This window comes from Nocardia exalbida NBRC 100660 (genome assembly GCF_000308575.1).
Lineage (GTDB): Bacteria > Actinomycetota > Actinomycetes > Mycobacteriales > Mycobacteriaceae > Nocardia > Nocardia exalbida.
This window is the reverse complement of record NZ_BAFZ01000068.1, coordinates 94,519-117,480: the sequence shown is the minus strand read 5'-3', so window position 1 is coordinate 117,480 and position 22,962 is coordinate 94,519. Positions and strand designations below refer to the sequence as shown.

Below are 22,962 nucleotides of genomic sequence, written 5' to 3'. Positions count from 1 at the left end.
ACCTCCTCCACCGGAGGCACCAGGCGCGATGAGGCGGCGAACTGCCGAAACACAAGCTGCGCAGTCGGTTTCCCCATTTCCTTTCGGCCTCAACCGACCGGAGCAGCAACATCGCAGCCATCGACGGCCGATACTGAGGGGGTAGCCCGTCCACACCTCGTGGTGATTCCTACGAGCCGATCCGGTAAGTGACGCTCCGAGAATCGACAGGATCCGCGATGCCCAAGATCAAGAATTTGAATCCGCTCCCGATGGCCGATATCGGCGGCTCGGATCTCTTCATCCCCTTCCGCATGCCGAGTGGCGAAATCGGATACGTTCTCGGCGACACCTTCTCCGGCACCGAACCGAGAGTCGGAGGACCGAATTGGCGTTCGCCGATGCTGTTGCGCAGCGATACGCACGATATGTCCTGGCCGATCGAATTCCGGTCGGCGGCGCGGGACGCCCGGCAACTCTGGGATTACGTGCACGACAATCCGCAATACTCCACGATCCTGCCCTGCGACGCGATAACGATCGGCGGCCGAATCTATCTGTGGGTGATGGTCACCCAGGGATTGGCGAACGAGCGATGGTGCGAGATCCGTTATTCCGACGACAACGCGGAGAGCTGGACCGATAGCGGGGTCCGGTGGTCGACCAGTGCCTACGGCGGCAAACGCACCATGATCTCCTGGGAACGCGGCGGCGACGGCTACGTCTACATCATCTCCACCGGTGGGCTCGCGCGGAACAAGAACATGCTGTTGTGGCGAGTTCGCGAAACCCATGCCGCGCTGGTCGACCCGGCGGCCTGGCAGGGATGGGGCTGGAACGGGCAGGACTGGGGCTGGGGCCGGGATCCGGGCGGCGACCCGCGCTTCGGGATCCTGGCCGACGGCACGAAGCTCGGCGAGATCGGATTACGGCGGATCCAGGGGAACTGGGTGATGTCCGGGTTCGACGCCGGGGCCTACGGCGCGTTCGTCAAGGTCGCCGCGAGGATCACGGACAACTGGCGCACGGCCTTGACCTATCGTCCGGTGAAAGGGTCCTTCTGGGCGCCGGGCGGCCCGGATATCGTGCCGCGCCTCTACGGATGCTATGTCCATCCGGACAGCAGATTCGACGGTGCGTTCGGCATGATCGTGAGCGAATGGGCGGAATCCGGTATCCCTTACCGGGGCATGCAATTCCGGATATACGGAGTGCGGCCCGCCGTTCCCATTCGATTCGCGGCGCGCACCGTCAGCCGGGAACGCGGCGGTTCGTCCCGCGCAACGGATTGGCCACCGGGAACGTGATCGCGGGCAGCGTCACCGACATCCGCACGGTCGTGCCCGATTCCGAATGGTCGATATCGAGTTCCTCGGTGAGCGCGCGCATCATGTCGATGCCGCGGCCACGATAGCCGGGATCGGATGCCCGCGGCTTCCAACTGCCGGTGTCGGCGACCACGATGACGACGGTGTCGATATCGCAGGTGGCCGACATCCGCACCCGACCGGCATCGTTGTTGTTGCGATAGGCGTGCTCGATGCTGTTGCTACACGCCTCGTTCGCCGCGGCGACCAGGTCGGCGGCCAGGTCGTGCGGCACCGCCGCGGCGGCCAGCCACCCCTTCAGTGTGCGCCGCAGCACAGCGAGTTCGTCCGCGCGCGCGGGCACGTCCAGCCGCAGCGGCGCGGGCGGCTGGCGGTAGACCACCATGGCGACGTCGTCGTCGTAACCCGCGGCGGGCCGCAGGCGAGAGAGCACCGCGTCGGCCACCTCACGGGGTAGGCGTCCCGAGGTGTCGGCGAGCACCGCGGCGATCTTGGCGAATCCCTCGTCGATGTCCACGCCGCGCTGTTCGACCAAACCATCGGTGAACAACACCAAGGTGGAACCGGGCGTCAGCGCCGTGGTGGCCTCCGGCCTGCGCGGCGTATCGAACGTCGCCAGCGGCACCGCGCGCCCGCCTTCCAGCATCCGGCCGGTCTTGCCCACGTCGGCGAGGATGGGTGGCATGTGACCGGCGTTGCTGTAGCGGACCAGTCCGCGCACCGGGTCCAGCACGGCGGCGCACACCGTGGTGCACATGGCGCCGGGGATGCGCGCGGCGACGGTGTCGAGTTCGGCGAGCAACTGCGCCGGTCCCGCGCCGCGCAGCAGCAGCGCACGGGCAGCGGTCCGCAATTGACCCATCACGACCGCGGCCGACAGGCCACGCCCGACGCAGTCGCCGACCACCACGCCGATGGTGCCGTCGCGCAGCGGCACCACGTCGTACCAGTCGCCGCCGATCTCCAGCGGCGGCAGAGCCGGCTCGTAGTGCACCGAGAACCGCGGCGGCAGATCGATCGGGCCGAGCATGGCGCGCTGCAGGGTCAGCGAGGTGGCGCGGGCCTGGTCGAAGTTGCGCGCCCGCTGGACCGCGAGACTGAGATGGCCGATCAACAGGGAGAACAGCGTCCAGTCCGCGGCGCTGATCGCCCGGGGCGCGGCGAAGCGCAACCACATCGCCGCGTCGCCGGTCTCGCCCAGCGGCGCGACGATGCCCTCGGAGCTCTCCGCCCCTTCCGGAATGGCCAGCAGGCTGCGCGGCGGCCTGCGCCTGGCCCGGTCCAGCAGTGCGCGCGACCGATCGTCGAGGGAGGCGGCGCCGTCGTGCGACGCGCCGTCGGCGCCCACGCCGGAGACGTACACCTCCGGTACGGCGTTGCGGCTCGGCCACACGGCCACCACGGCGGTCTCCGCGCCCACCGTCCGGCGCACCTCGTCGAGCCCGACGGCGAGCACCTCGACCACACTGGTGGCCGCGCCGACGGCGGTGGCGAGCCGGGATGCGGCCTGGTCGCGCGCCTGCGCGTCGTGCTCGGCCGTGATGTCGCGCAACGTGCCGACGAAGATCCGCTCGTGGTCCTCCGGCTTGATCAGCGCGCTGGTGCTCACCGCGAGCCACACATTCCGGCCGTCGCGGTGACGGATCGGGATGACGAAGCGCTGCGCCTCGGTACCGAGGTCGGGGTAGCGCGGACCCTCGGGGCTCGACCACGGATGCGGCAGCGTGTAGGGGAGGCCCGTGGCGCCGTAGCCGGTCAAGGCGCCGAAAGCGGTGTTGACCTCGATGATGGTGCCCTGCGCGTCGGCGACGAAGAAGCCGTCCTGGAGCGATTCCACCAAGGCGGTCCGGAACGCGTCGCGTCCGGCGAGATCGTCGGCGCGGGAACGCTGCTGCTCGTAGCGGCGGGTGCCGTCGAGGTAACCGCGGGTGGCGATATCCAGCGGAACGAGGGTCTGCAAGAGGAATTCCAGCGCGGTCTCCGGCAGGCGGGCCCCGGCTCGGCTCCCCTCGGCGGAACTGTCCTTCTGCCGCTGTTCCTCCACGTCCTGGACCACCCGGAAGTGGTTCTCGGTGAGATCGAGCAGGCTGATGCCTTCGACCAGTGCGCGCCTGCCCAGCTCGTACCCCTCGGCGAGGCCGGCCTGGGTTTGCGAATCCATGTGCCGCCGTAGCGCGTCGGCGTAGGCGTCCAGGAACTCGGCCAGCAGGGCACTCATCTGGCCGCCCCTGCCGCACCGCGGTGCCGCGCCGCGAGCACCAGCGCGTCGTCGGTGTCCTTGGCGTGCCGGGCGAGCATGTCTGCGGTGATGTCGGCGGTGGACTTGGAAAGGTCGATGTCGGCGGCTTCGGTGACGACGCCGTCGGTGGACATCAGCAGCAGGTCACCGGGGCGGACCGCGACGGTCTGCGGCTGGAGGGTCGCCGGAAGGCGATAGCCGACGATGCCCGCGGTCAGCAGGACGGTCGCGTGCACCCGCAGGCCCGCGGGACCCGCGGTCAGCACCTGGGATTCGACATTGCCGACGCCGAGCCAGCGCACCTTGTCGCCCTCGTCGAACAGGGCCAGCGAGATCGCCGCCCCCCGGGTGTCGGCCATCGCTCGGTGGCACAGCACCATCAGCACGTCCAACGGTTCGGCGCGGTTCTCCGACAGCACTCGGGTGGCGCGATCGGCCGCGTCCGCCGCGGCGGCGCCGTGCCCGAGTCCGTCGAGGACCGCGAACAGGACGGTGCCGCCGCCGGTGTCGAGGACGACGCCGCGGTCACCGGAGACCTGTTGACCGGGCAGTGCGCGACCGGCCACCGCCCACTCGATCCGGCCGATGAACCCGTCGTCATGCACCGTTCGGTACCCACTTCCACATTTCCACCAGCGTGCCGCGGCCCGGCGCCGAATCCACGGTCAGCCGGTCCATCAACCGCCGGGCGCCGGGAAGGCCGAGCCCGAGCCCGCGTCCGGTGGAGTAGCCGTCCTCCAGAGCCCGGGCGATGTCGATGATGCCGGGCCCCTGATCCTCGGCCTGCACCACCAGGGCTTGACGTCCCTCCCGGTCGTCGACGAGCAGGCGGATCTCCCCGCTGCCCGCGTAACTGGTGATGTTGCGGGCGATCTCGGAGATCGCCGTGGAGATCATCGTGCGGTCGGTCAGGGTGAATCCGAGCTTTGCTGCCAGTTCGCGTCCGGCTTGACGTGCGGTCACGATGTCCCCGGACACCCTGACCGCGATCACCACGTTCTCAGCGGCCACTGTCACGACCGTCTCGCTGGCGACGGGCTGGGATCTTTCGGTCCAACCAGGCGAGTCCCTCTTCCAGATCGAGGGCGGTGTGCATGTCCTCGAAGGTGAGGCCGAGTTGCACCATGGCGAACGCGACTTCGGGTTGCAGACCGACGATCACCGTTTCGGCGCCGCGCAGCTGCGTCATGTGCGCGATGGTACGCAACGATCTCGCGGCGAACGAATCCATGACGTCGATGGCGGTGACGTCGACGATGATGCCGTGTGCCCGATATTTGCTGACCTGTTTCATCAGGTCGTCCTGCAGGCGCTCGGTATCGGCATCGGTCAGTGCGGACTGAACGGACGCGATGAGGTACGTACCCTGTTTGAGAATCGGAACCGGCATGGGGGGCGCCTGATCAGCGGCCGTCGCGTTCGGTAACCCGTTCGGTGACGCGGGAAACCTCGTAGCCCAGCAGCCGTTCCGCTTCTTCGATGCCTCCCTGCAGGTCGCCGACCGCGTTCATCTTCGACAGGTCCAGACCGATGGTGACCAGGGTGAGCGCGATCTCCGAGGACAAACCGGTGATGATCACGTTCGCGCCCATCAGGCCGGACGCGTCGACGGTCTGCACCAAGTGGTTGGCCACGGTGGAGTCGATCTGGGGCACACCGGTGATATCGATGACGACCACTTTCGCCCGGTTGGCGCGGATGGCGCGCAGCAGCTGCTCGGTGAGCTGGCGGGCCCGCTGGCTGTCCAGCACGCCGATGATGGGAAGGATCAGCAGCTGCTCACGCACCTGCAGCACCGGCGTGGACAGCTCGCGGATGGCTTCCTGCTGCTGACGGATGACGCGCTCGCGCTCCTGTACGAAGGACACGGTCACGGTGTTGGCGATGCGGTTGGCGGCCGGTTCGTAGGCGTCGAGCACCTTGTTCAGCAGTTCGAAGTCCGACTGGTACTTCTCGAACAGGCTGCGTGCGAGCACGTCGCGCAGCAGCAGCACGATGCCGATGACCTCGTCGGTCTCGACGCCTCTCGGGATGATGCGTTCGGACAGGTCGCGCGCGTAGGCCTGCAGGGCTTCCACACTACCGGTCTCGAGCACGTCGACGTAGCCGTCGTAGATCGATGTCGCCTCGGAGAAGATCTCCTCCGGGGTCATGGCGGTGAGCAGCTGGGCGTCGGCGATGCGGCGCGCCCACTCCTCACGCAGCGCGGTGCGGTTCTGTCGCAGGTGCTCGACGAGCTGCGGCAGCAATTGATCGATCGGTCCCGCGGTCAGGGAATCCGCCGAAAGGCTCATGGACACCTCGGACATGGAAACTCCTGCCCCTTTCGACGGTTGAGTCGGGAAGTTCGTGCGTTCGGCGCTAGCCGATTCCGAGCCTAGTCATACCCCACCCGAGTCACCCGCGAAACCTGCCGGTTGTTCGCCTGAGGTTCGAGCGCGGCGGACCTTACGGCACCGTAGCGAACCCGCGTTCCAGCGCCGCGAGCGCCTCGTCCAAATACACCGTGAGGTCGGCGTCCGCGCGGGCGAGCCAAGCGTCGAAGGCGGCGCGCGCCGCCGCGAGGGTGGTGCGTCCGACGGCGAGCGGGATGAGCCCGTCCTCCGGTTCGCCCAGTCGCCGAGCGGCGAAGGCGCTGACGGTGCGCTCCCAGGTGTCGTAGTGCGCTCCGGCGGTGGCCGACAGTGCGGGGACGGTGGCCGCCAGATGCATGCGGGTGCGCAGTTCGGGGACGTCCTCGGCGCGGTATTGGTTGGCGCTCACCACGACTCGGCGCACGGCGGTCATCATCGGAACGTCGTCCGGCACCGTCGCGAAGGCGGCGCGCAGCGCGGCGACCTCGTCGTCGAACTGCCACCAGAGCACCTCCGCCTTGGTGGGGAAGTAGCGGAAGAAGGTGCGTCCGCTGATGCCCGCGGCGGCGGCGATCTGTTCGACGGTGGTCTCGTCGAAGCCCTGTTCGGTGAACAGCCGCATGGCGATCACTTCGAGTTCGCGTTTGGTGGTGCCGCGTGGGCGGCCGCGCGCGGCCCGGTTCTCCAGCATCGTCTGATTGTGCTCGGCCGCCCCGGCCCCTTGATTATGTCAGTGACTGACGATAATCTCGCGGCATGTTGGCGGATCTCACGTGGCCCGAGGCGGGCGCGCGCGCCTCGGCGGGTGCGATCCTGGCCGTCGCGGTCGGCGCGACCGAGCAGCACGGCCCGCATCTGCCGCTGTCCACCGACACCGACGTCGCCGCCGCGCTGTGCGCGCGGCTGGCCGCGGCGCGGACCGATGTGCTCGTCGGACCGGCGATCCCGTACGGCGCCAGCGGTGAGCACGCGGGTTTTCCCGGCACGCTGTCGATCGGGCAGGCGGCGCTGGAACTGCTGGTCGTCGAGCTGTGCCGCTCGGCGACCGACACCTTCGACCGGATCCTGCTGGTCAATTGGCACGGCGGCAACATCGAACCGCTGCGCCGGGCGAAGGATCTGCTGCGCGCCGAGTCCCGCGACGTGCGCGTATACCTGCCGCGCTTCGACGGCGACCCGCACGCGGGCCGGTCGGAGACGGCGCTGCAACTGGCCCTGGCGCCCGAGCGCGTGCGCGGTGACCGCGCGGTGGCGGGGGACACCCGTCCGCTGACCGAACTGCTGCCGCTGCTGCGCGCAGGCGGAGTGCGCGCGGTGAGCGCCAACGGTGTGCTCGGCGACCCGGCGGGTGCGACCGCCGCCGAGGGCGCGGCCCTGCTCGAGCACCTGAGCACCGATCTGCTCGACCGAACCCGGCTCTGGTGGCCGGAGAACTCCCCGGAAAGGACCGGAACATGAATCCGTGGTTCGAGACCGTCGCCGAAGCGCAGCGGCGGGCGAAGAAGCGCCTGCCGAAATCGGTGTACGGCGCGTTGATCGCCGGCTCCGAGCGCGGCCAGACCATCGAGGACAATCAGCGGGCGTTCGCCGAACTGGGTTTCGCGCCGCACGTGGCCGGGCCGATCGGCGAGCGCGACCAGTCGACGACGGTGCTGGGGCAGCAGATTTCGATGCCGGTGCTGATCTCGCCGACGGGCGTGCAGGCGGTGCACCCCGACGGTGAGGTCGCCGTCGCCAGGGCGGCCGCGGCGCGCGGCATCGCGATGGGCTTGAGCTCGTTCGCCAGCAAGCCGATCGAAGAGGTGATCGCGGCCAATCCGGCCACGTTCTTCCAGTTGTACTGGTGCGGCGGCAAGGACGAGATCCTGCAGCGGATGGACCGGGCGAAGCGGGCCGGGGCGGTCGGGTTGATCCTGACGCTGGACTGGTCGTTCTCGCACGGGCGGGACTGGGGCAGCCCGGTCATCCCGGAGAAGCTGGACCTGCGCACGATGCTGAAATTCGCGCCGCAGACCCTGGCGCGTCCCCGCTGGCTGGCGACCTACGCGCGGTCGGGCAGCATTCCGGACCTGACCGCGCCGAACATGGCCATCGGCGGCGCCGCGGCGCCGGGCTTCTTCGGCGCCTACGGTGAGTGGATGGGCACACCCGCGCCGGATTGGTCCGATGTGCGGTGGATCTGCGAGCAGTGGGAGGGCCCGGTGCTGCTCAAGGGCGTCATGCGGGTCGACGACGCGCTGCGCGCGGTCGACGCGGGTGTGGCGGCGATCTCGGTGTCCAACCACGGCGGCAACAATCTCGACGGCACCCCGGCCGCGATCCGCGCGCTGCCGGTGCTGGCGGACGCGGTGGGCTCGCAGGTCGAGGTACTGCTCGACGGCGGCATCCGGCGGGGCAGCGACGTGGTGAAGGCCGTGGCGCTGGGTGCGCGGGCGGTGCTGATCGGGCGCGCCTACCTGTGGGGGCTGGCCGCCAACGGGCAGGCGGGTGTGGAGAACGTGCTGGACATCCTGCGCGGCGGCATCGATTCGGCGCTGCTGGGTCTGCGCAAGACGCGCGTCACCGAGCTGGATCGCTCGGACGTGGTGGTGCCCGCCGGTTTCGAGCGCGCGCTCGGGCTGCCCGAAACCACCGCCTCGGCAAGCGCTCCGGCCGATCACGCGGAGACGGCGGGCACATCCGCCTGAGCGGTCAGCTCTCTGCCGCCGATCGGCGGTGATGCGCGAGCAAGGTGTCGTAGATATCGGCCAAGGCGGTCAGCTGCTGGCGGTCGAGGATGTCGATCATGTGCCTGCGCACGCTCTGCACGTGCGCGGGCGCCGCGCCGGTCAGCACTTCGGCGCCGCGCGGAGTGAGCTTGGCGGCGGTGCGGCGGGCGTCGTCGGGGATCGGCTCACGCACGACCAGCTCCCGCTTCTCCATCCGGGTGATCTGGTGGGAGAGCCTGCTCTGCGACCATTCGAGTGCGGCCGCGAGGTCGGCGAAGGTGAGCCGATGGTCCGGCGACTCGGCCAGATAGGCCAGTACCGAGTACTCGACGTAGGTGAGGTCGGACTCCTTGGTGGAATCCCGCCCGACCGCCGCGGCGATGAGGTCGCGGGTGCGCACGAAACCCAACCAGGCGCGCATCTCGACGTCATCGAGCCAATGGGGATCGGTCACGATAGCGCTCCAAACTCTGCTGTGTCCCGAGATCGCGGCGCGTCGCGACATGCGGCGCGCGAACGGTCTGCGCGCGTCCGGACTCGGGCGCCCGGGCGCTTTCTCACCAGACGAGAGGTAGCATCACCGGGGTTGAACGTGCAACCTTTACGGGCAACTGTCCGAGATAGGGTTGCCTAACCAGCAGTGGGGTGCGCGGTGGTGGCTAGGCTCGCTGTGCTCGTGACCAGCCCGGCCGTTCATGGCATCCGGGCCCATGCAAAGGAGTGCGACTGGTGACCGCGCCGGACTTCCGTTATTCAGACCTGCTGCCCATCGGCGCGGACGACACCCCCTACCGGCTGCTCACCACCGAAGGCGTCAGCACGTTCGAGCACAACGGGCGCACCTTCCTGCAGGTGGAACCGGAGGCGCTGCGGCTGCTCACCGAGACCGCGATGCACGACATCAGTCACTTCCTGCGCCCGGCGCATCTGGGTCAGTTGCGCAAGATCATCGACGACCCCGAGTCGAGCGGCAACGACCGCTTCGTCGCGCTCGATCTGCTCAAGAACGTCAACATCTCCGCCGGCGGCATCCTGCCCATGTGCCAGGACACCGGCACCGCGATCGTGATGGGCAAGAAGTCCGAGGGCGTGCTGACCGGCGCCGACGACGCGGAATGGATCAGCAGGGGCGTGTTCGACGCCTACACCAAGCTGAACCTGCGTTACTCGCAGCTGGCGCCGATCACCATGTGGGACGAGAAGAACACCGGTTCCAACCTGCCCGCGCAGGTCGAGCTGTACTCCACCGCAGGCGATCCGGCGAACCCCTCCTACAAGTTCCTGTTCATGGCCAAGGGCGGCGGGTCGGCGAACAAGTCGTTCCTGTACCAGGAGACCAAGGCCATCCTGAACCCCACGCGGATGCTGGAGTTCCTGGACGAGAAGATCCGCTCGCTGGGCACCGCGGCCTGCCCGCCGTACCACCTCGCGGTCGTGATCGGCGGCACCAGCGCCGAGTTCGCCTTGAAGACGGCGAAATACGCCTCCGCGCACTACCTGGACAGCCTGCCCACCGAGGGGTCGCTGTCCGCGCACGCCTTCCGCGATCTAGAACTGGAGGAGGAGGTCTTCGAGCTGACCCAGTCCTTCGGGATCGGCGCGCAGTTCGGCGGCAAGTACTTCTGCCACGACGTGCGCGTCGTTCGCCTGCCCCGGCACGGCGCCAGCTGCCCGGTCGCCATCGCGGTGTCCTGCTCGGCGGACCGGCAGGCGCTGGCCAAGATCACCGCCGAGGGCGTGTTCCTGGAACAGCTCGAGCGCGAGCCCGCGCAGTACCTGCCCGAACAGACCGATGCCATCCTGGGCGGCGACGTGGTGCGCATCGACCTGAACCGGCCGATGGACGAGATTCGCGCCGAATTGTCCAAATACCCGGTCAAAACCCGGCTTTCGCTGAGTGGTCCGCTGGTCGTCGCCCGCGACATCGCGCACGCCAAGATCAAGGAGCGGCTCGACGCGGGCGAGCGGATGCCGGACTATCTGCGCGACATGGCCGTTTACTACGCGGGCCCGGCCAAGACGCCGGAGGGCTACGCGTCCGGTTCCTTCGGCCCGACCACCGCGGGCCGGATGGACTCCTACGTCGACCAGTTCCAGGCCGCGGGCGGCTCGTTCGTCATGCTGGCCAAGGGCAACCGGTCCGCGCAGGTCACCAAGGCGTGCAAGGAGCACGGCGGCTTCTACCTCGGTTCGATCGGCGGACCGGCCGCCCGGCTGGCACTGGACTGCATCAAGTCGGTCGAGGTGCTCGAGTACCCCGAACTGGGTATGGAAGCCGTCTGGAAGATCGAGGTCGAAGACTTCCCGGCGTTCATCGTCGTCGACGACAAGGGCAACGACTTCTTCGCCGAGACGCAGAAGCCGATCGCGCTGCGCGTGCGTACTCGCTCGAAAGAGCGCGTCTGAGGTCTCCCTCGACCGGATGCGGCAGGCCGCGGACACGCCGATGTCCTGCCGATCACCGGGTTCTCGGCATCGCCGCAGCGGGCACGCTTAGCGAAGTACACCGTTGATTCCGGCACCGATCCAGGTCGAGGAGAGCTATGAGCACGTCCAGACCAGTACCGACGGCGTTGTGTATCACCGAGTCGGCCGCCCTCCGGTTGGCCGATCGCGCTGCCCGAGAGGGAACCAGCTGTACCGCACTGCTCGACCGGCTGATCCGGGAGGGCGTCGACCAACTCGAACACCCCGGGATCGTCTTCCGTGGTCCGCTCGACGATCGCCGCGCCGCGCTGGCCGCGGGCCCGGAGATCTGGGAAGTGGTTGCGCGCCTGCGCGAATTGGGCGGCCCCGCGGAACGGCGGATCGCCGTGCTCAGCGCGAAGTCGAACCTGAACACGGGCAAGATCAGGCTCGCGCTCGCGTACGCCCGGGCGCACGACGGCGAGATCCTGGAACGGATCGCGCGCAACAGGCAAGCGGCGGAATCGATTCGCCGAGGACGCGCGCGGATGGGCGCGCCGCCGTGGCGTTCGAGCGCGCTGAACAGTCCGCCGTACGCGTGATTCGGCCGGATTGTCCGAGGCACTCGGTCTCCACATAGTGGGGATGGAATGTGAAATTCCCGACATCTGGATAGATAACCCACCGATTCGCGGGCGGCTGACGACAGGAGTCGACAGCCGCCCGCACTGTGCTTGCAACGCAGTGGTGTTCGCCGCGCGCGGGCTGCCCGCGATCGCGCGGAGTGCGTTGCCGCGTGGGCGAGTTCGGCGCCGGGGGAGGCGCGACATATGTGCCGAAAGGGACACATCGCTTCGCGAAAACTCCTTTCAGCGGCCGGAACTCGACGACCCCCCGACCGCGAGACAGCGCAAATCACTCGAAACTCCCACGGATTCCGGCATTTCGGGTGTGGTAGCTCCGCTGGAGCGGATGTGATCCACAGCACTGGAATGGATTGTGGACAGTGCGTCTTCCAAGCCGGGCGAAATGTTTGCCCACTGAGGAGAATTGGGCGCATAACGGACATACCAGATCACTATTATCCCAAGGTGTGGAGTTTTCTGTGGAATTCGCTGAGAGTTGTCCACACGGCGGCCGTGTCCTGTGGAGCGGGCTCGCGGGGGAGTGCGCGCGCGTCGCGTCGGGCCGCGTACTCGCAGACGTACGCTGACCGCCGCGAAGAGACGTCCTTGCCTGCCGGGAGATGCGGCTGACCCACCTTCGGGTCGCGGCGCTCGATACGGTCCTCGTCCATGCCGCACGACCGTCTCGGCGATCGGGGCAAACCCGGCATAGGTGACCGCAGGCGATAGCATCGGCGCATGGTGCTTGGGATCGCTGGTCGGAGTCGGATGCTGGTCGGTCTATCGGTGGCGCTACCCGCGCTGGTCGCGACCGCGACCGGTGCGCAGGCGGGGCCCGCGCAGGCCGACGCCGCCGCCGTCATCGAGCAGCGGGGGTCGGTCGGGTCGGCGGCCGGGACCGATGGGCTCGATCCCCCGTTGGCGCTCGCGTACACCCTCGCCGAACGCGAGGCGCACGCGCAGGGTGTGCCCCTGTCCATCACGTCCGGATACCGGACGCCCGCCGAGCAGCAGGCGCTGTGGGAGGACGGTCTGGCGACCTACGGCCCGGACGACGCGCGCCGGTGGGTGCTGCCGCCGGAGGAGTCCACCCACGTCTCCGGCCAGGCGATCGATGTCGGTCCGCAGCAGGGCGCGCGGTGGCTCGAGGTGAACGGTTACCGATGGGGGCTGTGCCGGACATTCGAGAACGAGTATTGGCACTTCGAGTTGCAGACGGTACCCGGCGCGCCGTGCCCGCCCATGCTGCCCGACGCCAGCGTGCGGTAACCGGCGGGTTCACGTCGGCCACCGTGCCGGGCTGCCCGCCGATGACGCCCTATGCGAGGGCGCGCCGACACCTCCCGGCCGAGCGCGCTAGACCATCGGGTCGGGAACGGCGGTGATCAGGCCGCCGTCGACGAGCAGGTCCTGCCCGTTGATGTACGACGCCTCGCCGGACGCGAGGAAGGCAACGGCGTCGGCCACGTTCTCGGCGGTGCCGACGCGCCCCGCCGCCACCGTGGCACTGATCGCGGCCTGCGCCTCGGCGGAGACGTTCGCGCGGAACGACGGTGTCGCGATGTAGCCGGGACTGACGGAGTTCACCCGGATGCCTCGGGGTGCCAATTCGGCGGCGAGGCTGCGTGCCAAATTGTGCACGGCCGCCTTGGTCGCCGAGTAGAGGGACGCGCCCGGTACCCCGCGATGCAGCGCCCAGGAGGCGTTGACGACGATCGCCCCGTGCTCCGCCATCAGGGGGAGGGTCTTCTGGATGGTGAAGAACACCCCTTTGAAGTTGGTGTCCACCACGCGGCCGAACTCGGCTTCGGTGATGGTCTCGGTCGGCTGGAACGCCGCGATGCCCGCGTTCGCGAAGACGACGTCCAGCCGTCCGTGCCGTTGCGCCACGGCCGAGACGAGCGTGTCGAGATCGCCGAGGTCGGCCGCGTCACCGGCCACCGCGAGAACGCGGTCGGCGCCACCGAGCTGCGCGGCCGCGGCGTCGAGGCGGCCCTTGTCGCGGCCGGTGATGACCACGTGCGCGCCTTCGGTGAGCAGGCGTCGTGCGGTGGCCAGGCCCATGCCGCTGGATCCACCGGTGATCAAGGCGATCTTGCCGTCGAAGCGATCGATGCCGGCGCCCATGAGAACCTCCCAGAGATCATCTAATTGTACGAATACTTACGTACAGTTCGACTGTATGTCAACTGTCGCGCTAACCTGGTTCGCGTGATCGCGGCACATCCCGAGCGAGCCCAGATCCAGCTGACGAATGTGCTCACCGCCCTGGGCAACCCGCTGCGGCTGCGGGTGGTGCGGATACTGGCCGACGGCGGCGAGCACACCTGCGGCTCGGTGCTGCCGGAGGTCGCCAAGTCGAACCTGACCCACCACTGGCGGGTGCTGCGCGATGCCGGAGTGATCTGGCAGCGGCCCTCCGGCCGGGAACTGCTGTTGTCCCTGCGTCGCGCTGACCTGGACGCCCGCTTTCCCGGCCTGCTGGACACCTTGCTCGACGCCGCCCGCCGCGAAACAACGGCCTGATCGCCGCCGGTCGGTGATTCCGGACGGCTAAGTCACCGGTGTGAGTTCCAGGCCGCCTTCGATCGTGGTGGGTACCCGGCGGCGATCGGGCGAGCCGAGCGCGGCGGTGAGGTCGGTTCCGTCGTGTTCGGCGAGCAAATCGCCACTGTCCCACACCAGCAATGTCGCGCTGACGGTGTTCTCGGCCGCCGCGTGCGCCAAGTCGTAGTGCGCGCACGCCGGGACGTGCGGATAGGTGATCCACAGGTCGTAGCCGGTCATGAAGAGATCGAGGTCGAATTGCACGCTCAACCCGAGCAATTCACTGCGGCCGTTGTCGTCGACGCCCGCGAACGCCTCGTCCAGCGCCAGCAGGCGCGGGGCCTGCGGGTCGGCCGAATCGAGCATGACGTGCGCCGCGGCGAACAGCGGCAGGTGCAACGACACCGACTGCTCCCCGCCAGAGAGCGCGCTGTGCCGGGCCACGGTGAGTTTGTCCTCGCTGCCGTCGGCGGAGATCAACGTGAACGAGAACACCCGCCAGGTGCGGTAATCCAGCGTCGCGGCCAGGATCTCGGGGTAGGAGCGTTCCGGGTGCGCGGCCCGCGCGGCCCGGATCTCGGCGGCGAAGTGCGCCCGGATAGCCGCCAGGTCCTCCGCCGTCAGCGCCGAGGCATCCCGGTCCAGCAGCTTGCACATCGCCCGCGCCGCGTCGGACAGGCTGTCGGCGAGCACCCAGTGCACGCCGATGGTGTTGCCCGAGGACATCCGTCGCTGCTTCATCTCCGCGCCCATTCTGGCGATGAGATCGCGTGCGTCGCTCGTGCGTTCGTGGATCTGCTGGGCCAGGCCGGTCAGCAGCGCATCCTCCAGGATGCGACGCTCGGCGTCGGTCAGCAGAAGTTCCTGGTCACGGCGCGCGGCGTCGATGCGGGTGGCGAAGTCGGCCAGCGCGGAGACCCCGTTCTCGTCGTGCACCTGGACGACGGTGAGGCCGTCGGCGGCGTCCCACTGCAGCCGGTAATCGCGGCCCGAACCGGCCAGCGCGGCGTCGAATTCCTGCAACGCCGCGGTCACCGCCGTGCGCGTGGACTTGCGCGTCGCCTCGCCCGCGCGCACCGCCGCGGTCGCCGCGGTGAGGCTGTCGAACAGCGCGTGGACTTCGTCGGGCAGGACGCGCGGTGCCGCCTCCGGTCCCGCCGTCGAGATCCGGTACAGCAGTTGCTCGGGCGTCGACCACGCCGCGTCGCTGCTGGGCCAGCGGCCCTCGGGCGCCGCGCCCAGCAACCTCAGCAGATCCGGTTGAGCGTAGGGCGCGAGAGCCCGAACCTCCGCCAGCACCTCGGTGAGCGCGGTGGCGAGAGACTCATGCGCGGTCCGGTAGGCGGCCTCGGCGTCGCCGACCGCCTCGATGGCCTGGTTGGCGGCCTTGCGGGCGGCTTTCTGCTCGGACCTGGTCGCCTCGATCCGCTGCCGGGCCTGTTCCAGTTCGCGGTCGATATCGGCCGCGCCCGCGCCGAGGGCATCGCGCAGGGTCTCCAGCTTGCGCAGTTGTTCCTGGTAGCCGGTGCGCGCGGCCTCGGCCTCTTCGGTGAACGCCTCGGCCAGGTCGGCGGCCTCGGTCAAGCGGTCGGCGGCTTCGCGTTCGCGCTCCCGCTCTCGCTCGTGGTCGCCGCGCAGCCGCAGCAGTCCCGTGCCGGTGTTCTCGAAGTGCCGGATGGCGGCGGCGAGGGCGTCGATCTCCTGGGCCGTGCGCGGTGTGCGGTGGGTGGTGGCGGCGGCGCGCAGCTTCTTGTCCGCGGCGGACAGTTCCGCGACCGCTCGGTCGAGATCGCGCTCGGCGTGGGCGACGGCCTCCGCCCGCGATCGCAGCACGCCCGCGGCCTCGGATACCGCGCGCAAGGCCGTGGTCACCGTGGCCGGGCGCGGAAGCGCCTTGGCGGCGGCGGAGATTCGCGCGAGTTCGGTGGTGGCGGCGGCCTCCTGCTGTTCGGCGGCGCGCCGGTCCTCGTCCGCGGCCGCCACGGCCGCGGCCAACTCGGCCGAGCGGAGCTCGCGGCGCCTGGCCCGCGCGGTGGCGCCGATGAATTCGGCGTCGGTCTTGCGGTGCCTGCCGACCTGCACGCCTTGCCGGAACGCTCCGTCCGCTCCGATCGTCACCGGCCCTTCCGGCTCGCCCGCGCCCTCGTGCAGGGCGATGGAGGCGAGCACGTCGGCGACGACCTGCCGCGGCACCGTCATGATGTCGGAATCGTCCTCTATGACCAGCACGTCGGCGAGTGTGCGACCGTTCGGGCGCTCCGGCGCGGGCAGCGGTACCAGGAACTGATCGCAGTCGTAGTCCGGCGGCAGCTCGCCCTCCGGGCAGACCCAGGCGTCCAGCAGATTCGCGGCGTGCAGTGCGGCCTCGATGCCCGCCGCGGACTCGGGCGTCACGCCGTCCGCGAAGCGCACCAGCCGCCACAGCGGAGCCCCGGGCCGGTCGCCGGTCCGGCCGCGGCGGCCCGCGAATGCCGGTGGCGCGTCGTCTCGCCGGGCCGTCACTCGTTCGTGTTCGGCGCTCAGCTCACTGCCCCGCGCCGCCGCCGCGGCCACGCGGGCGCGTGCGTCCTGGCGGCGGCCGCGAATCTCCTCGAGCAGCGGCTCGGTGCGCTCGGTCAGCACCTCGCCGATGGTCGGCGCATCCGAACCGGCCTCGGCCAGCGCCGAGTTCAGCGCCTCGAAAAGACCGGCGCGCACCGGGGTGTAGACCTCGTTGTGCTCGTCCCACCAGGCGCGCAACGCGGCCGCGGCCTCGGAGCGGGTCAACGCGACCTTCGCTTCGGCGTGCGCGACCTCCGCCGCGGCCGCGTCACGCAGCTCGTTCGCGCGCTCGCACAGCCGCTCGGCCCTGGTACGTTCGGCGGCGGCGGTCTCCATCGCCCCCACCGCCTTGCGGACCGCACGCACGTCGGCGTCGCGTTCCTCGGCGTGCCCACGCACCGCCGCGGTGAGCTGCTCGGCCCGGATCGATTCCGGCAGCGGCGCCCACGCGATCCCCGCCTCCTGCGCCGCGCCGCGCAGGTCGTCCTCGCCGCGGGCGAGCGCGGCCGCGGCGGTGCGCACCGCGGTTCGCGCGCGCTCGGCCTCCACGGTCCGCTGGTCCAGGGTCTGGCGGGCCTTGAGCGCCTTGTCGGCGTGCACACCCGCCGAGGTCTCCAGGCGCCGCACCGCGTCGGCCAGGTCGTCGAGCTGCTGTTTGCCCTCGTAGGCGCTGGAGCGCTGGAGGTTTTCCCGATCGGCGAGGGCCTGCTCGTAGGCGCGGTCGGCATCCTCGGCGCGGGCCTCGGCGGCGGCGCGCTCGGTGTCCCTGCGCTCACGCAGGGCCGTGGCGGCGAACAGCGCCGTACTGGCATGGGTCACCGCGTCCAGCCGCACGCGGACCTGGTCGACGTCGGTCTTCGCTTGCACCGCAAGATATTTGCGGTACACCTCGACGAAGGCCCGCGTCGCGGTGTCGGCGTGCACCAAACCCTCCAGGGTGCGCCCGACCTCCTCCATATCGCTGAACGACCGGGCGGCGTCCAGGATCAGCTGCTCGTCGAGCGGGCGCAGGCCGTCGGTGAGCGCCTGCGACAGCCCGCGCGGGTCCAGGTTCTTGGCCAGCTGCGGGCGGCGGAGCGTGAGGATCAGATTGATCAGCTGGTCGTAGCGCTGCGTGCCGAGACCGAACATGCGCGCGTCGATGGCGTTGCGATAGTCCACCGGCCGGTCGACGATCGAGTCGGTGCCGATCTGCTCGGCGAGTTGTTTACGGGTGAACGGCCGGTCGTCCGGGCCGATCAGGGAGAAATCGACGCCGACCCGTCCGTCGGCGACGAAATACCAGCGGGTCACCTTGTCCGAGGAACGGGTGGCGCGCATGCCGATGCCGACGGTGACCGCCTCGGGGTCCTCCCAGCGACCGCGCGCGAACTCCATCCAGACATAGGAATAGGCCGAGTCCTGCTTGCGGTAGAGCAGATTCGACTTCATCGTGCGTTCCTCGCCGGCGAACGGATTGAGCCTGCGCGGCTCGATCCGCCCGTCCAGCACGAACGGGAACAGCACCTCCAGCGCTTTGGTCTTGCCCGACCCGTTCGGCCCGCGCAGCACCAATCTGCCGTCCGCGAAACAGAACTCCTGGTCGCGGTAGTCCCACAGGTTGACGATCCCGGCGCGGGTCGGGGTGAACCGCACTCCGCCGTGAATGAGCGACATCCCTCAGTTCCCTTCCGTGCCGGTACCGCCGGGCCCGTAGGTGTCGGCCGCGGTGACGAACAGTTCCGCGGCCCGCTTGGTGCGGACCGTCACGACCGCGCCACGGTAGCGGGCCAGGGCAGGCAGCACGAGCAGTCCCTCCTCGGTCGTCCGGACCAGCCGTAGTCGTTCCAGCAGGGCCACCACCTCGGTGGTGAGGCGCGCGACGTCGGCCTGCCACTGCGCGGCGAAGGTCGTGCCGTACCGGTCGGCCAGTGCCTGCACCGTCTCGCGCAACCAGGTCCGCTCGATCAGCGGATAGCCGGGCGTGAGCCGATCCTCCTGTCCCTGGATGTCATCCGGCGGATCGAGATCGTCGGCAGGTGCCGCCGGTGCACGCGCCTCGGCCAGCGGTGCGAACACCGTGGATTCGGGGATCGCTTCATCGAGCTGGTCGGCCAGGGCCGCATCCGGCTCCGCGGCGGTGTGGCGTCGCGGCAACGGTTGATCGATATCCAATACCCGGTCGGCGATCTCACCCGCCAGCAGTAAAGCGACCTGCGCGAGCGTACCGGTCCCCGGGAAACGGACGTCCGACAGCCGCCCAGAGGTGTCGATCAGCGCGACGCCCTCGGCACGGCGTTCGGCGCGCAGCCCGGTGAACAGCTCGACCTCCGCGACCAGCCGCTCCTGGGCGAGGGCGGGGCGCTCTTCGGGCGCGAGGTCCTCGGCGTACACCACCGGCTGTTCGACCAGCGCCCTGCGCACCCGGCGCGCGATCTCGGCTCCGGCCGTCCCGGGGGCGGAAACGGTGGTGCCCGTAGCCTCCTCGCCGAGCAGCCCACACACGCTGTGCAGATGCTGCAATGCCCGCGGCGGCCGGAACAGCGCGAAGACCACCGGCCGGTCGATGTCGTAGAGCGCCTCACCGGCATCCGGATCGCTGGCCCACCCACCCGCGTCACCGTCGGCCAAGGCGAGCGCGCCGCGTGCGGTCAGCCAGCCCACCGCGTCGACGAACGCGTCGCGGTCGGCGGCCCGGTCGGTGGCCAGCTCCAGGCCGTCCACCCGGCTCGCGTAGGTCGCGACCTGATCGGCCAGCTCCGACAACGTGATCTGGTCCCCGGCCCGCCCCAGTGCGGCGAGCGCGAGCGCCAGGTAGGCGTAGCGGCGGCGGTCGAAGACGCGCTCGGCGGGCGTGCGCGCGGGCCTGCCCGCGTCGAGGCGGTCCAGTACCGGGAAGACGCGTGCCGTCGTCTCGGTGACTTCGAGCCGATAGCCGAACAATTCGGCCAGGTCCTCGCGCAGCTCGGTGGCCCAGCGCCGGATCAGCGGCAGCGCGATCCGGTCCGGATAGGTGCGGGTCACCAGGTGGTTGGCCAGGATGACCCGGGCCGCGCGTTGATAATTGTCCAGCGCGAGTGCGTCGATGGCGCGTCCGTGCATCAGCGGCGCTCCCCGCGCGGGCGCGACCGTGCTCCGGTCGTCTGCTCGATCTTCAGCGCGCGGTTGTTCAACCGCAGCAGCCCGCGGGTGGTGCGCACGACGGTCGGGCCGTCGTGCTCGGACACCGTCAGGGTGACGCCGCTGTCGGAACCGGTGGTGCCCGCCACCCGGCCGCGCACCGGAACCCACGCGGTCGACGCGGCGTCCAGCAACCGCAGCAGCACTTCGGTTTCCCGTTCGTCCAGCACCCGTTCGTGCAGGTCGCCGGAAGCCAGTGACCGGGCGGCCTCGGCGCGGGCCCGCTGCGCGTCCAACTGTGCCTCGCGCAGACGCCGGATACCGGCGTCGTTGCGGTGGATGCGGGCCGGCGCACCCGCCGAGGGCGGGCGCCCGGTCTCGGCGAGCGTGCGTGAGATCTCCAACGGCGGTGCGTCCCACCAGGACCGGATCGCCGGGATCACGTCGGCGTCCGGGTGTTCCATCGCCAGATGCCGCGGCTTGCCCAGCCCGAACACCGCGTCGAACAGGGCGTGGGCGCTGTCCGCGCTCGGCGCCGCGGTGAACCAGCCCGCCAGATGCCGTAGCGCCGACTCCCGGCTGACCCCGCCGCGCCGCGTCTCGGTGACCCGGCGCAGCAACGACAGCACCGCGGCGATGGCGCTCATGGTGGCCTCGCGCAGCCGCTCGGCCTCCGTGGTGCCCGCAGGCTCTCCGCCGCCGGACGCGACGAACCAGGTCCGCAGTCCGTCCCACCTGGCCTGCCAATCCGATCGGCGTTCCTCGATGCCCAGCAGCACTCGTTCGTCGCAACGGGCCGCGCGGTCGATCAGGTCCTCGACGCCGGTCTCCTCGATCTCGGCGATGGCGGCCGCCAGTCGCGGGGTGAACCGGGCCAGGTCGAGGCTGAACTCACGCATGTGCGCCAGCAGCGCGTCCTTGTGTGCGAGAAACGATTCGGGGGTGATCTCGGTGGTGCGCACCAGGTCGCCGAGCCCCAGATAGAAGTGCGCCGCGCGGGCGGCCAGGTCGGACAGCGCGGTGTCGAGGCGGCGCAGCGTGCGGTAGACGCGTTCGGCGTCGCCCGCCCGGTTGGCCTCGGCCAGGGTGTGCAGATCGGCCAGCAATTCCGGCAGGACCAAGCGCGACAACGAGGCATCGTCGAGGCGTGCGCTGAGCACACCGGCGACCGCCCGGTATGCCTGGAATCCGGCCTGGGAGAACTGGTATACGTAGTGCCGGTTGCGATATTCGGCCAGCGTCGCGGCGCGGGTTCCGTCGTAACTGCGCTCCAGCACGCCCCACTGGTGCAGCTGGTCGAGCAGCGGACCGATCTCGGCGGCCGTCAGGCGTGGGCCCGCCGCCGGGCCGCTGGTCTCCGGGGATCGGTCCGGCGCGTCGGTCTCCGGTTCCCGTCGGCCGCCTTCGTGCGGGCTCGCGGACCTTCGCGATTCCCCGGCGTGCTCCTCACCACCGGCCATCGCGACCGGTTGGTTCGTAGCCACCAGATCGGGCGTGCGCAGCGAATTTCCATTGCGTCCGATCCACTCCGCGACGTCGTCGGCATGCAGCAGCACCACGTACGCCGCGCGCGCACTGTCGAACGCGCGCAGCACCCGCAGGTAGTCGGCGCGCCGTTCGGCGGTGGCGAAGGAGAACAGCCGCAGCCGGTCGTCCCAGCGGGTGTCGGCACAGCTGTCAGCGGAGTCGGTCACCGGGAACAGGGTAGTAGCGGGCTGATCGCCGCCCGCACGACGTTCCGGTGTCCGGCGTGGCCGCGTCCGGTTCGGCACCGTTCGCCGCGGTCGCGGAGCGGGCCGGCTCATTCGACGGACATCGAACGCATCTGGTCCAGATAGGCGCGCGTGCGCGGGTCGCCGGGGAAACGCTCGATGATCTCGCGCGCGACTTCGCCCGCGATCCACATCAGCGAGGGCAGGGAGCGCCTGCTGCCCGCGAACGCGCGCATGCCCTCGGCCACCGCCAGCTCCAGGTCGCGGTCGCGCACCGCGACCACGGCCAGCGTCAGGTGGGCCTCGGAGACCCGCATCGGATTGCGCACCGTGCCGTCGGGCCGGGTCGCGTTGCGAATCACTTCGCGCGCGTAGCTTTCGGCGAGCCGATCCTCGCCCGCGACGCGGCAGCAGTCCATCGCGTAGAAGTCGAACTTGTTCGCATCGATCACGAAGTGGTTGTCCAGATTCGCCGGATGTTCGAGTCGCTCCAAGATAGCTCGGCCCTCCTCCAGCGCGGTCTCCACCTCGCGCGTATTGCCGAGCCTGGCCCAGGCTTTGGCGCGCTGGGCGGCGAGCTGGACACCGACGCGCAGGTGCTGGCTTACTTCCAGCGTCGGCTGAACGGCCTCGATGACGCCGCGGTAGTTACCCTGGGTGAGCGCGAACCACGCGGTCATTTCCGTCGTCCACGCGGCGATCTCGACGTTCTCCGCCTCCTGCGCCAGCGATCGGGCGGCGCGGCGGGTCGCCTCGGCGGCGGTGCGCCGGCCGAGGTCGTAGTCCACGCAGCCGACCAGCAGCGCGACCCATCCGGCGAGAACGAGGATTTCGCGGTGCTGGGCCAGGGTCAGGCGACCGTCCAGCAACGAGGTGATCCTGCGCAGCCACGCCGTGCCCTCGGCGTGCAGATCGTGCGGGTCGGCGTAGGAGTATTCGCAGCACAGGCGTTCGGCGGTGATGCGGATGGCCTCCAGCGTCACCGAGGACACATCGGACATGCGCAGTCGTCCGATGAACTCGAGCGTGTCCATGCCCGTCGCCGAGAGCAATTCGTCGTCCCGGTTCGGTCTGGTCTTGGGGAAGAACGCCGCGGGCACCGTGTCGAAGGTGGCGGCGATGATGGGCGCGTAGAAGTCGTCGGGGCGTGATTCGCCCGATTCCCAACGGCGCCAATTACGTAGGAGAGTACTGTCGGTCGGCAGGTTGTGCGAAGACTTTCCACGCATTACGCGAACAGCGTCGGCTTGCGACCACCCCCTCGCGTCACGCTCGGAGCGCATTCGGACAGCCCAGACGGGTCGATCGTCGGTAGCGGCCACGTCTGTAGTATCGCACCAGTTAACGTTTGGTGGCCCCAAGAGGGCAGGCAGATGTCCGTGTGTTGACAGCTACATTCGCGCCGCCGCATTGTGCATGCTGG

19 protein-coding genes are annotated in these 22,962 nt (G+C 69.8%); 7 read left to right on the top strand and 12 right to left on the bottom strand.

Translation table 11 applies throughout. The features are described 5' to 3' along the window. Positions 1 to 218: 218 nt before the first annotated feature. Positions 219 to 1,286 carry a DUF4185 domain-containing protein gene (locus ON29_RS16585; RefSeq protein WP_051175286.1) on the top strand — a complete coding sequence of 356 codons (1,068 nt, stop codon included), beginning with the start codon at positions 219 to 221 and terminating at the stop codon, positions 1,284 to 1,286. Here ON29_RS16585 and ON29_RS16580 read toward each other — a convergent pair. The 6 genes from ON29_RS16580 to mftR all read right to left on the bottom strand — a co-directional run bounded on the left by ON29_RS16580 (position 1,231) and on the right by mftR (position 6,591). Beyond that, positions 1,231 to 3,525, bottom strand: coding sequence for a SpoIIE family protein phosphatase (locus tag ON29_RS16580; protein WP_040867247.1), 2,295 nt, complete (start codon positions 3,523 to 3,525; stop codon positions 1,231 to 1,233). The genes ON29_RS16585 and ON29_RS16580 overlap by 56 nt on opposite strands. After that, on the bottom strand, positions 3,522 to 4,151 hold the full coding sequence (locus ON29_RS16575) for a SpoIIE family protein phosphatase (protein WP_040867245.1): 630 nt from the start codon (positions 4,149 to 4,151) through the stop codon (positions 3,522 to 3,524). Before ON29_RS16575 ends, ON29_RS16580 begins: the two co-directional genes overlap by 4 nt. Then, positions 4,144 to 4,557 carry an ATP-binding protein gene (locus ON29_RS16570; protein WP_051020806.1) on the bottom strand — a complete coding sequence of 138 codons (414 nt, stop codon included), beginning with the start codon at positions 4,555 to 4,557 and terminating at the stop codon, positions 4,144 to 4,146. The genes ON29_RS16575 and ON29_RS16570 overlap by 8 nt, the downstream gene beginning before the upstream one ends. Next, positions 4,547 to 4,936, bottom strand: coding sequence for an STAS domain-containing protein (locus tag ON29_RS16565; protein WP_039798459.1), 390 nt, complete (start codon positions 4,934 to 4,936; stop codon positions 4,547 to 4,549). Before ON29_RS16565 ends, ON29_RS16570 begins: the two co-directional genes overlap by 11 nt. A 13-nt stretch (positions 4,937 to 4,949) precedes the next feature. Then, positions 4,950 to 5,855, bottom strand: a complete 906-nt coding sequence (locus ON29_RS16560; protein ID WP_039798458.1) for an STAS domain-containing protein — start codon at positions 5,853 to 5,855, stop codon at positions 4,950 to 4,952. A 139-nt stretch (positions 5,856 to 5,994) separates the two neighbouring features. Further along, on the bottom strand, positions 5,995 to 6,591 hold the full coding sequence (gene mftR, locus ON29_RS16555) for a mycofactocin system transcriptional regulator MftR (protein WP_040867243.1): 597 nt from the start codon (positions 6,589 to 6,591) through the stop codon (positions 5,995 to 5,997). A 65-nt stretch (positions 6,592 to 6,656) separates the two neighbouring features. On the opposite strand from mftR, the gene mftE reads away from it, so the two are divergent. Together mftE and mftD are read left to right on the top strand one after the other, a co-directional pair. Beyond that, a complete protein-coding gene (gene mftE / locus ON29_RS16550; RefSeq protein ID WP_040867241.1) occupies positions 6,657 to 7,358 on the top strand; it encodes a mycofactocin biosynthesis peptidyl-dipeptidase MftE in 702 nt (233 codons plus the stop codon). Further along, the gene (mftD, locus tag ON29_RS16545) at positions 7,355 to 8,587 is read left to right on the top strand and encodes a pre-mycofactocin synthase MftD (protein WP_040867346.1); all 1,233 of its coding nucleotides are present in this window, start codon (positions 7,355 to 7,357) and stop codon (positions 8,585 to 8,587) included. The genes mftE and mftD overlap by 4 nt, the downstream gene beginning before the upstream one ends. A gap of 4 nt (positions 8,588 to 8,591) precedes the next feature. Here mftD and ON29_RS16540 read toward each other — a convergent pair whose 3' ends face one another. Further along, positions 8,592 to 9,062 (bottom strand): MarR family winged helix-turn-helix transcriptional regulator, encoded by a 471-nt coding sequence (locus ON29_RS16540; RefSeq protein WP_040867239.1) that lies wholly within the window; start codon positions 9,060 to 9,062, stop codon positions 8,592 to 8,594. 275 nt (positions 9,063 to 9,337) lie between these two features. Between ON29_RS16540 and ON29_RS16535 the strand changes: the two genes are divergently transcribed. The 3 genes from ON29_RS16535 to ON29_RS16525 all read left to right on the top strand — a co-directional run bounded on the left by ON29_RS16535 (position 9,338) and on the right by ON29_RS16525 (position 12,909). Continuing rightward, positions 9,338 to 11,014, top strand: coding sequence for a fumarate hydratase (locus tag ON29_RS16535; RefSeq protein WP_051175303.1), 1,677 nt, complete (start codon positions 9,338 to 9,340; stop codon positions 11,012 to 11,014). A 137-nt stretch (positions 11,015 to 11,151) separates the two neighbouring features. After that, entirely contained in the window at positions 11,152 to 11,616 is a 465-nt protein-coding gene (locus ON29_RS16530) for a hypothetical protein (RefSeq protein ID WP_051175285.1), read from the top strand. Positions 11,617 to 12,408: 792 nt separating this feature from the next. Then, entirely contained in the window at positions 12,409 to 12,909 is a 501-nt protein-coding gene (locus ON29_RS16525; protein WP_040867235.1) for a M15 family metallopeptidase, read from the top strand. Positions 12,910 to 12,996: 87 nt separating this feature from the next. Here ON29_RS16525 and ON29_RS16520 read toward each other — a convergent pair whose 3' ends face one another. Then, positions 12,997 to 13,767 carry an SDR family NAD(P)-dependent oxidoreductase gene (locus ON29_RS16520; RefSeq protein ID WP_040867232.1) on the bottom strand — a complete coding sequence of 257 codons (771 nt, stop codon included), beginning with the start codon at positions 13,765 to 13,767 and terminating at the stop codon, positions 12,997 to 12,999. A gap of 84 nt (positions 13,768 to 13,851) precedes the next feature. On the opposite strand from ON29_RS16520, the gene ON29_RS16515 reads away from it, so the two are divergent. After that, a complete protein-coding gene (locus ON29_RS16515) occupies positions 13,852 to 14,166 on the top strand; it encodes an ArsR/SmtB family transcription factor (protein WP_040867230.1) in 315 nt (104 codons plus the stop codon). Positions 14,167 to 14,193: 27 nt separating this feature from the next. On the opposite strand, the gene ON29_RS16510 is transcribed toward ON29_RS16515, so the two are convergent. From ON29_RS16510 to ON29_RS16495, 4 genes are all read right to left on the bottom strand, one after another. Next, entirely contained in the window at positions 14,194 to 18,384 is a 4,191-nt protein-coding gene (locus ON29_RS16510; RefSeq protein WP_040867228.1) for a TIGR02680 family protein, read from the bottom strand. A gap of 3 nt (positions 18,385 to 18,387) precedes the next feature. Further along, positions 18,388 to 19,809 (bottom strand): TIGR02678 family protein, encoded by a 1,422-nt coding sequence (locus tag ON29_RS16505; protein WP_040867226.1) that lies wholly within the window; start codon positions 19,807 to 19,809, stop codon positions 18,388 to 18,390. After that, positions 19,809 to 21,521: a TIGR02677 family protein gene (locus tag ON29_RS16500; RefSeq protein ID WP_245548984.1), complete on the bottom strand. Its 1,713-nt coding sequence runs from the start codon at positions 21,519 to 21,521 to the stop codon at positions 19,809 to 19,811. Before ON29_RS16500 ends, ON29_RS16505 begins: the two co-directional genes overlap by 1 nt. 107 nt (positions 21,522 to 21,628) lie before the next feature. Next, positions 21,629 to 22,768, bottom strand: a complete 1,140-nt coding sequence (locus ON29_RS16495; RefSeq protein WP_040867224.1) for an NsdA family TPR-like regulatory protein — start codon at positions 22,766 to 22,768, stop codon at positions 21,629 to 21,631. Between the last annotated feature and the right edge of the window lie 194 nt (positions 22,769 to 22,962).